Annotated in this window: 10 protein-coding genes and 1 pseudogene; 2 read left to right on the plus strand and 9 right to left on the minus strand. The window is 65.5% G+C overall.

What is annotated here, in order from left to right; all coding sequences use genetic code 11:
* Positions 1-43: 43 nt before the first annotated feature.
* The 3 genes and pseudogenes from GJQ66_RS11960 to GJQ66_RS14805 all read right to left on the minus strand — a co-directional run.
* Entirely contained in the window at positions 44-901 is an 858-nt protein-coding gene (locus GJQ66_RS11960; protein ID WP_230379561.1) for an HAD-IC family P-type ATPase, read from the minus strand.
* A 119-nt stretch (positions 902-1,020) separates the two neighbouring features.
* On the minus strand, positions 1,021-2,118 hold the full coding sequence (locus GJQ66_RS11965; protein WP_196215881.1) for an IS3 family transposase: 1,098 nt from the start codon (positions 2,116-2,118) through the stop codon (positions 1,021-1,023).
* Positions 2,025-2,258, minus strand: a pseudogene (locus GJQ66_RS14805) (transposase); the annotation flags it as partial. The pseudogene GJQ66_RS14805 and the gene GJQ66_RS11965, both read right to left, overlap by 94 nt.
* Here GJQ66_RS14805 and GJQ66_RS11970 point away from each other — a divergent pair.
* On the plus strand, positions 2,187-3,125 hold the full coding sequence (locus GJQ66_RS11970) for a PepSY domain-containing protein (protein WP_368732930.1): 939 nt from the start codon (positions 2,187-2,189) through the stop codon (positions 3,123-3,125). The pseudogene GJQ66_RS14805 and the gene GJQ66_RS11970 overlap by 72 nt on opposite strands.
* 501 nt (positions 3,126-3,626) lie before the next feature.
* On the opposite strand, the gene GJQ66_RS11975 is transcribed toward GJQ66_RS11970, so the two are convergent.
* On the minus strand, positions 3,627-5,621 hold the full coding sequence (locus GJQ66_RS11975; RefSeq protein ID WP_230379563.1) for a heavy metal translocating P-type ATPase: 1,995 nt from the start codon (positions 5,619-5,621) through the stop codon (positions 3,627-3,629).
* Between the two features lie 115 nt (positions 5,622-5,736).
* Here GJQ66_RS11975 and GJQ66_RS11980 point away from each other — a divergent pair, with 115 nt between their 5' ends.
* Positions 5,737-6,066 (plus strand): helix-turn-helix transcriptional regulator, encoded by a 330-nt coding sequence (locus GJQ66_RS11980; protein ID WP_155049594.1) that lies wholly within the window; start codon positions 5,737-5,739, stop codon positions 6,064-6,066.
* 117 nt (positions 6,067-6,183) lie between these two features.
* Here the strand turns inward: GJQ66_RS11980 and GJQ66_RS11985 are convergent, their stop codons facing one another.
* The 5 genes from GJQ66_RS11985 to GJQ66_RS12005 all read right to left on the minus strand — a co-directional run bounded on the left by GJQ66_RS11985 (position 6,184) and on the right by GJQ66_RS12005 (position 8,730).
* Entirely contained in the window at positions 6,184-6,393 is a 210-nt protein-coding gene (locus GJQ66_RS11985) for a hypothetical protein (protein ID WP_155049595.1), read from the minus strand.
* A 46-nt stretch (positions 6,394-6,439) separates the two neighbouring features.
* The gene (locus tag GJQ66_RS14140; protein ID WP_196215884.1) at positions 6,440-6,658 is read right to left on the minus strand and encodes a hypothetical protein; all 219 of its coding nucleotides are present in this window, start codon (positions 6,656-6,658) and stop codon (positions 6,440-6,442) included.
* A gap of 88 nt (positions 6,659-6,746) precedes the next feature.
* Complete coding sequence (locus GJQ66_RS11995) at positions 6,747-7,175, minus strand: hypothetical protein (protein WP_155049596.1); 429 nt, start codon at positions 7,173-7,175, stop codon at positions 6,747-6,749.
* A gap of 2 nt (positions 7,176-7,177) precedes the next feature.
* The gene (locus tag GJQ66_RS15430) at positions 7,178-7,888 is read right to left on the minus strand and encodes a DUF2637 domain-containing protein (RefSeq protein ID WP_368732929.1); all 711 of its coding nucleotides are present in this window, start codon (positions 7,886-7,888) and stop codon (positions 7,178-7,180) included.
* Positions 7,889-7,935: 47 nt separating this feature from the next.
* Positions 7,936-8,730: an ImmA/IrrE family metallo-endopeptidase gene (locus GJQ66_RS12005; RefSeq protein WP_306461822.1), complete on the minus strand. Its 795-nt coding sequence runs from the start codon at positions 8,728-8,730 to the stop codon at positions 7,936-7,938.
* Positions 8,731-8,864 lie beyond the last annotated feature (134 nt).

Below are 8,864 nucleotides of genomic sequence, written 5' to 3' on the forward strand. Positions count from 1 at the left end.
AGTGGTGGTCTACCCATGGTCAAACTCTCCGCTCAGGACTCAATCAATGGTCCTGCCACAAAGTCTGACGCGCGACACCGGAGGCTTCGAGGGCGTCATGGCCTTTGATGAGGATGCCAAGGGTCGCGGCCCTGCCGATGCCGACCATGAGCGCGGTGGGGGTCGCCAGACCCAGGGCGCAGGGGCAGGCGATGATGAGGACGCTGATCCCGATGCCGAATGCCTGCGCGAACGGGGTTCCGGTGAGCGTCCAGGCGACAGTGACGATGATCGCGAGGGTGATGACGGCGGGCACGAACCAGGTGACGATGCGGTCGACGAGGTTCTGCACGCGCGCTTTACGTGCCTGTGCCTGTTCGGTGAGGGCCGCCATCTGCGCCAGCTGCGTGTTCGCGCCAACCGAGGTCGTGGTCACTTCCAGCCGGCCGTCGGTGCTGATCGTGCCGCCGGTCACCGATGCGCCGGGGCCGACCGGGACGGGGACGGGTTCTCCCGTCATCATGCTCGCATCGACCGCGGCTGTGCCCGCACGGACAGTGCCATCGGCGGGGATGATCTCCCCCGGGAGGACGACGAAAATGTCGCCGATCCGCAGCGCCGTGGCGGGCTCAATCGCCTCGACGCCGTCGCGGACGACCCGGACGTGGGTGGCGGCGAGAGCGTTCAGCGCCCCGAGCACGTCTCCGGCCTTACGGCGGGAGCGGGTCTCGAAGTAGCGGCCGGCGAGCTGGAACGTCGTCATGCCGGCGGCGACGTCGAGATAGATCGAGTCCGCGCCTGCGGGGGTGACACCGAACCCGAGCCAGTAGCCGGCGGCTTCCGTGGTGCCGAACCCCAGCAGCAGGGTGAGTATCGCCCACCCGAACGAGGCGGCGATGCCGAGGGAGACAAGGGTGTCCATGCTGACCGCGCCGTGACGGAGGTTGCGGAGCGTAGCCCGGTGAAACGGCCACGCAGCCCAGGTAACGATCGGCAGCGCCATCAGCACGCAGACCCATTGATTCGCCCTGAGTTTCGTTCCTATCGGGCGGTTTGGGAAACGGGTGTTCCCAAGGGTGTGTCGAGGCCAGCGTGGTAGTCAGCTTCGACCTCGGCGGGAGTACGCATGTCGAGCTCTCCGTGGAGGCGTTGGTTGTTCCACCACCACACGTACTCGAGCGTCGCGAGCTCGACCTGCTCGACCGTGCGCCACGGGCCGCGGCGACGGATGAGCTCGGTCTTGTAGAGCCCGTTGACAGCCTCAGCCATCGCATTGTCGAAACTGTCGCCGACAGTTCCAGTCGAGGGCGTCGCGCCGAGTTCCTCGATCCGATCGGTGTAGACGACGGCGAGGTAGTTCGATCCGTGGTCGGTGTGATGGACCAGCCCGTCGAGGTTCCCGTCCGCTGCCCACGCAGCCATGTTCAACGCGTGGAGCGGCAGGATGTCCGCCTTGAGCGTCGAGGCGACGTTCCACCCGACGATGTGGCGGGAGAACACGTCGGTGACGAACGCGACATAGGCGAACCCGGACCACGTCGCGACATACGTCACGTCCGCGACCCAGAGTCGACGAGGCCCGGCGGCGGTGAACCGTCGTTGCACGAGATCCTTCGGCTTCTCGTTCGCCGGATCGGGCCTCGTGGTGAACGCCTTCTTCGACCGCTTCACGCCGCGAACCCCCGCCAGCCGCATGAGCCGACCAGTCTGGTCACGACCAAGGACCCAGCCTTGCCTGCGCAGCAGCGCATGCATCTTCCGAACCCCGTAAACGCCGTAGTTTTCCGTATGCAGCCGGCGAATCTCCGGGATCAGCAGCTCGTCCCGCAACTGCCGCGCAGACGCCGGGCGTGCTTTCGCGGCCCGGTATCCACGGGCGGTGAGGAACCCCACCTCGGCCTGCCGCATCACACGGCAGACGAGCTCGACCCCGAAACGATCACGCATCTTGTCGACGAACGCGATCATCTCGACGAGGGGCGGCCGAGCTCGGTCGCGAAAAACATGCTCGCAGACCGCAGAATCTCGTTCGCCTTCTCCAACTCGGCGATCTGCTTCTTGAAACGCTTGATCTCGGCCTGCGCCTCGCTCGAGGTCCCCGGCTGGCGACCCTCGTCCACATCGAGGCGCTTCTTCCACAGCCGGAGCGTCTCGGGGTTGACGCCGAGCTTCGCGGCGACGTGCTTGATCGCGGCGTGATCGGTCTTGTGATCGGGGCGGGCCTCGCTCAGCATCCGCAGCGCGCGCTGGCGGAACTCGTCCGGATACGGTCCTGGCATAACTCCATCCTCCAAAAGGAAAGGACGGAACGAAACTCAGGGCGAATCAGATGGCACGCGATCGTGGGCCTGCCCGTGGGTCTCGGCGTCCTGATGCTCGTCGTCTCCGGTCTGCCCTGGACCGGCGTATGGGGTTCGGTCGCACAGCAGGTCGCCTCAGGCAACGGCGTCTCGCTGTGGGGCGAGGGCCCGGGGGCGGAATCCACGATTGACGAGCTCATCGAAAGCACCAGCGGCACCAATGCCGAAGCCGGCTGGGCCATCGGCAACGGACCGACCGGCACCAGCACGAGCGTCGGCACGACACCGATCTCCATCGACGACGCCGTCGCCGCAGCCCGTGCGGAGGGAGCCCCCGAGCCGTACTCGATCATCTACCCCGACGGCGGGACAGGTGTGTTCAGCGTCATGTCGAGCCAGTGGAACGACAACGGCAACCCCGCCGAATCCGAGGTAAGCCTTGAACGCACCATCCACGTCGACCAGTACAGCGGCGAGATCGTCGGGACCTACGGATACGACGACTACAGCATCACCGCGCAGATCGTTTCACAGGGCATCGCCGTCCACGAAGGACGCCGCCTTGGGGTCATCAATACGATCCTGTCGACCTTGTTCTGCCTCGCCGTGATGTTCATGTGCATGTCTGCGCCGATCATGTGGTGGGCCAGGCGCGGCACCGCATCCGGCATGGCCGCACCCCGCGCAAAGCTTCCGATCTGGGGAAATTTGCTGCTCGTCGTCGTGATGGTCGGACTCGGGATCTTCCTGCCCCTGTTCGGCCTGTCCCTCATCGTCATCCTCGCACTCGACCAGCTGCTGATCCGCCGCATGCCCCGGATGAAGAAGTTCTTCGGCAGCGTCTGAGCCGTGGGACCCGCGAGGAGTCCCCACAGCGCTGATACGGATGCGGCGCGCCAGAGTGAGGAACCTCACCGGTGCCTACGATGGGCAACCCGGGGCAGCTCTCTGCTGCCGCGCAACGGCGGGGGAGTGAGACTACGTGATGTCAATGACGGACGGTGCGTCTTCTGTTGAGCAGCGCTGCTGCGGCGGTGAGAGCGCGAACGCGCAACTCTTGACCGGTTGCGAGTAACGCATAGTGGCCTACCTAGAGTTTCCTCGCCAGCGGCTACGCACCCACGCACCGATTTTTCGAAACCGGTATGTCACATCGTCCCACTCTTCGGCGAGAGAAGGCGATTCTTCCTCTTCCTGTCGTTGGGGAGCTCCTATTGCGATGAGAAAGATGATCACCAAGAGAGCAGTGGGCAACGCCAGCGCTCCTATCCACCATCCGATCTCCATGAGCATTCCGTCAGCTACTCGACCCGACATCGACCATGTCTAGGACTTGTCCCACGAGGATCAACGCGAGGGGCGGTCTTCGTGGTCGATACCGGCGTGCTCCTTGCCATGCTCGAAGCCGAGGAGTCGAAGCGCGTTGGCCACGACGATGAGTGTCGAACCCTCATGGATGAGCACTACCGCGCCGATGTTCAGCCCGATGAAGGTCGCGATCACCAGGAGGACGACGATCGCAAGACTCGCGATCAGGTTCTGACGGATGATCCGGCTAGTCGCACGGCTCAGACGCACGGCGAACGGAACGCGCCCCAGATCGTCGCTCATGAGCGCGATGTCACAAGTCTCCAGCGCGACGGTGGAACCGGCCGCCCCCATCGCGATGCCGATGTCCGCGCGAGCCATCGCAGGCGCGTCATTCACGCCGTCGCCGACCATCGCGACGGGGCGATGCGTTTCGGCGAGGCGAGTGATGTGCGCGACCTTGTCCTCCGGCAGCAGCTCACCGATGGCGGTATCGACGCCGACTTCGCGGCCGACGGCATCCGCGACGCGCTGGTTATCGCCGGATATCATCACGAGCTGGCCGACGTTCGTACTGCGCAACACGCGGAGCACCTGCGCGGACTCGGCGCGAGAGGTGTCCATCACGCCGACGACCCCCAGGAACCGATCACCGCGCCGGACGATCATCAACGTCTGGCCGGAATCGCGAGCCTCCGTGTAAGCGTCCTCGACTGACGAGGGAAGGGTGAGACCCTGTTCGTCGAACATCCGCAGGTTGCCGACCTCGACGACCTCTCCCTTGACCGCGGCGCGTACACCGCGGCCGACGACGGCGTTGAGATCCGATGCCTCGACACGCTCCGCCGCGGACACCTGACCCGCGAGGTCGCGGACGATCGCTGCGGCGAGTGGGTGATCGCTGAGAGACTCCACGGCGACCAGTGTGGGGACGAGGAGGCTCCCGTCCACGCCGTCCACGGGAGTGACCGACGTTACCTGCGGGTTGCCCCAGGTGAGGGTGCCGGTCTTATCGAAGGCCATCGCCCTGACCCGCCCCAGGGTCTCCAGCGGAGCGCCGCCCTTGACCAGCACGCCGGCGCGCGCCGCTCGGGCGACTCCAGCGAGAACGGCCGCCGGCGTCGCGATGGCCAGTGCGCACGGGCTCGCGGCGACGAGGACGGTCATCGCGAGGTAGAAGGCATCCGTGAACGGCTGCGAGAGTATGGACATCGCGATCAGCAGGGTTGCGGCCACGGCGAGGATCACTGCGGGCACGTACCACCGCTGGAAACGGTTGATGAACTGCTGCGTCGGTGACGCGGACTGATCGGCTGTGCGAACCAGCTCGACGACCTTGCTCAACGTCGAGTCCGCGGCCGTCGCCGACACTACGACCTCGAGAACGCCGGAGCCGTTCACTGTACCGGCGAACACGCGATTCGCAGCCGGAAGGGTATCGACGGTGCGTATCGCCCGCTCGCGATCGGCGACCGGCTCCTTCTCGACGGGCATCGACTCACCGGTGACCGCCGACTGGTCGACGGCCGAGATCCCAGTGATCACGAACCCGTCCGACGGGATCCTCGAGTTCGGGCGGACCACCACGACATCACCCACCACGATCTGCTCCACCGGGACCTCGACGGGATCGTCGTCCCTGCGGCGTACCAGGGCGGTCCGCGGTGCGAGTTCGGCCAGCGCTTCAATCGACTTGCTGGCGCGGCTCATCGCGTACTCCTCGAGGGCGTGGCCGAGGCTGAAGAGGAACAGCAGCACCGCGCCCTCCGCCCACTTCCCGATCAGGGCGGCGCCGATTGCGGCGACGATCATGAGGAAGTCGACCTCGAACTTGCCCCGCAATGTCGACGTGACCGCCGTGCGGACAGTGAAGAAGCCACCGAAGAAGTAGGTGGCGATGAACAGGACCAAGGGCGGGCCCATGAGCGGCAGGCCGACCGCATACTCTGCGATCATCCCCGCGGCGTAGGTGATGCCCGCCACAACGGCGAACCACAGCTCCCATCGGGCGGAGCCGTGCGCGTGCTCCTCCATGGCGGAGGGCGAGTTCGTGGCAGTCGAGGTGGTCATGCCTCGACAATACATCACAAGAACATGATATTGTGATGTATGTGAATGATAATCGTGCTCATGAGGGAGGAAGTCAACTATGACCGATTCGGTGGAATCGGCGTCTGCTCCGCTGTCAGCGGGGGATGCCGAGCGGCTAGCTGAGATCATGCGGGCGCTGGCATCACCGGTCCGACTGCGCATCCTGAGCGTGTTGCGCATCCGCCCCAGCACGGTGACCGACCTCGGCATGCAGCTCGGCACCGGACAGACGACGCTCTCAAACCACCTACGACTTCTCCGGAATCTCAGCGTGGTCCGCGGAGATCGTGACGGACGGCACGTTCACTACGCGCTGTTCGACGACCATGTCGCAGATCTCTTCGACGAGGCCACGGGACACCTCCGGCACCTTCCGAGTAATCGTTGACCACTTGACATTAGCCGAACAGTGCGCTGGGCCATTGGGCAACTGTGACAATCCTCATCAGTCGGTCGTCATTGCTCGTCTTATGGGGGAATGGATCTCAGTCGAGTCCGCCAGTGATCACCGCACGGGTGACCGCGGGTCGTGCGGCGCGTCGCAACCGGCGTCGATTTCGTCCAGAGCGATCTCCTTCGAGATGAGCTTGTGGGGTCGGAAGCGGCCCTGCACGTAGAGGTAGGCGTAAAGCAAGATGTCGTGCTCGGGCGTAGTAGAGCCTATGTCGACGCCCCGGATGCACTTTTCAGCGCCGATGAGGCCGATCGTCTGCATCGGCATTGTAGCGGTGGGGTCGCGGATGTCGGTACAGTACAGGCCTTCACTCGGGCCAACTATGTCCAGGACCTGCTGGGTGACGGCAGGATTCTGACGAAATTGAACGCGCCATCTGCACCGCGTTCGGTGATCCGGTGTATTTCGACGACCCCGGATCGGTGGTGGTCGAATTAATGGTGTGCGTGGCACAGAATAGCTTGGCCTTCTCGAGCTTGTTGTCCGCCACGTCGACGGCGATGATCGTGGCTGCGCCGGCGATCACGGCTCCGTTCATCGCGTTTAAAGCGCACACTGCCGACCGGCTCTTCGCTGCGCAGTGCACAAGGCATCGGTCTCCGACGCGGTGCCGTTCAGATGCTCTGACGGCTCACCAAAGGTTCGCTCTGCTGCGGTTGCCCGATGACGGGGCGCGGCGTGCCCAACCCTCGTACCTGCTCGCCGACGGCCAGCGCCACCTTCCTTGTACCGGCTACCGTGGCGTCCCGCACAGCCCGGTGCAGTCTGGCCTGCCCGTGACTGATCGCGTCCGCGGCACGTTGGCTGCTGTGTCGCATCAGTTCCGATGCGGGCATCCACGTCAGCCGCGAACGGTCCTTCACCTGAGCGGCGATGCGCTCTCGACGCGCCGCCAACGCCGGGTCCGACAAGCGAGCCAGCGCGTCCGAATCCATTTGCGCCGTCTCCACATGCTCCGGCTCCGCCGTTCGTCCCGACGCCACAGTCACTACCGCATCCCTGCCATCCTGCTTCAGCGGGATGTACCGCTCGTCGTCACCCATGTTCATGATTCCTCCTTCTCGACTATGGTCTCGGACCGTTTCCCGACTGATTTCAGCCACCGTCCGATGGTCGTCGGATGGACACCGAGCTCGATCGCGATCTGTCGGTTCGACAGACCCTGCTTACTCAATCGGATCGCCTCTTCGGTCCCGCCCGTATCCGTGGGCGCCCGGATCGGCGTAGATGATGCTGCGCGCGTGTCTTCCGCTGTGACTGCTGTGCTCATTGTTCCGGACGTCAACGCTCGAACCGGCGTACGCTCTGACCTTCCCTCCTGCACCAGGGTCGTGGCCGGGGCAACATCGGCATCCTCGCGGACGGTCGGCACGGCGCGGCGGTAGCGGCCCAGCTCCACGGTCAAGTGCGTGGCCGCAAGCAGTACGATCGGTGGCACCGATGCCACGAGTGCCGCCACTATGCCGGGCACGGTGTCGTCGGCGGCGACCAGGGCGTGCGTGATGTTCGCCGTGATCGACACCAGCGCCGCCCCGGACAGCAGCAGCCATGGATACCGGGTCGCCGCCCGTCCGTACGGTGACAAGGCGACCACCGACATAGTCGCGATGACGATTACCCCGTCCACGATCAACGGCCATACCCACGCGAGCCCCACCGCGGTGCCCGCGCGGGACGCGAGGTCCGCGAGCGCGGTGAACGATAGCCAGAACGCTCCCACGCCCAGCAGCACCGTGCCGATGATGGACGCGCCCACCACCCATGCGCCCACCCGGCGCTGACCCGGCCCGCTCACAGGCACCGTCACAACGCCGGTACGGCCACGTCGACGCTCGCCGTCGACCGCATGGGCGCCGCCGCGCCCAGCTCCGCCGTCCGCTCCGTTGTCGTCTCGCGTTCCGCGTCCGGACCGGACCGGTCAAGCCCGGGCGGGTAGCCGTCGCCGATGCCCGTGTCGGGCAGCTTGTCGAGGATATCCAGTGCGACGCGACGCACCCGCTCGCCGGTCTCGCGGACTACGTCGACCGGTTCCTTGTCAGCCACCGACGATGCCCAGGACGCGACGTAGGGGATCGTGTAGTCGCTGGTGTCCATGCCGTGCGCTGCGCCGATCATCATCGCCACCGACTCCGCCTCCACCTCCCGGATGCCCCGATGATGGGTGACCGACTCGGCAGGGTCGTGCATGCGCACATGCCCGAGCTCGTGGGCGAGGGTCTTCACGCGGGCCGCGTCGTCCATGTCGGCCCGGACGGTGACGACGCGGCTCTCGTAGTCGGTCATCCCGTTTGCGCCCATGATCGCCGACGCTCCAGCGGCGTCCGCCAGGGTGAAGCGCTCTGCCGTCACCTGGCCGGCAAGCCCCGTCCAGAGTCCCGCCGGCGCCTCCCCTTCCAGCAGCCGTGGCATTGGCCGTTCCGGGATCTCCGCTCCCGTCGTCTGTGACACGTCCCACACGTAGGCAGGCTTCACGTTCACCATCTTCGAGCGGACCACCTCGCCCGCCGCCGGCTTCTCTCGTTGCGTCAGGCGACGCCACGACATCGGATCGGACGGGTTCTTGGACGCGAAACGCCCCATCACCGGGGCGTAGATCATGTAGCCGGACTGTCCCGCGACCGACCGATCCAACTGCTGCCACTGCTTGAAGCCCGCTGTCGCGCGTCAGACTTTGTGGCAGGACCATTGATTGAGTCCTGAGCGGAGAGTTTGACCATGGGTAGACCACCACT

The sequence above is a fragment of the Microbacterium sp. ZXX196 genome (assembly GCF_009709595.1).
Lineage (GTDB): Bacteria > Actinomycetota > Actinomycetes > Actinomycetales > Microbacteriaceae > Microbacterium > Microbacterium excoecariae.

Bases quoted from the DNA above. Each gene is read 5' to 3' on its own strand.
- GJQ66_RS11960 (WP_230379561.1), bottom strand. From the start codon at position 901: ATGGACACCCTTGTCTCCCTCGGCATCGCCGCCTCGTTCGGGTGGGCG.
- GJQ66_RS11975 (WP_230379563.1), bottom strand. From the start codon at position 5,621: ATGGAGGAGCACGCGCACGGCTCCGCCCGATGGGAGCTGTGGTTCGCC.
- GJQ66_RS11980 (WP_155049594.1), top strand. From the start codon at position 5,737: ATGACCGATTCGGTGGAATCGGCGTCTGCTCCGCTGTCAGCGGGGGAT.
- GJQ66_RS11985 (WP_155049595.1), bottom strand. From the start codon at position 6,393: ATGCAGACGATCGGCCTCATCGGCGCTGAAAAGTGCATCCGGGGCGTC.
- GJQ66_RS11995 (WP_155049596.1), bottom strand. From the start codon at position 7,175: ATGGGTGACGACGAGCGGTACATCCCGCTGAAGCAGGATGGCAGGGAT.
- GJQ66_RS12005 (WP_306461822.1), bottom strand. From the start codon at position 8,730: ATGATCTACGCCCCGGTGATGGGGCGTTTCGCGTCCAAGAACCCGTCC.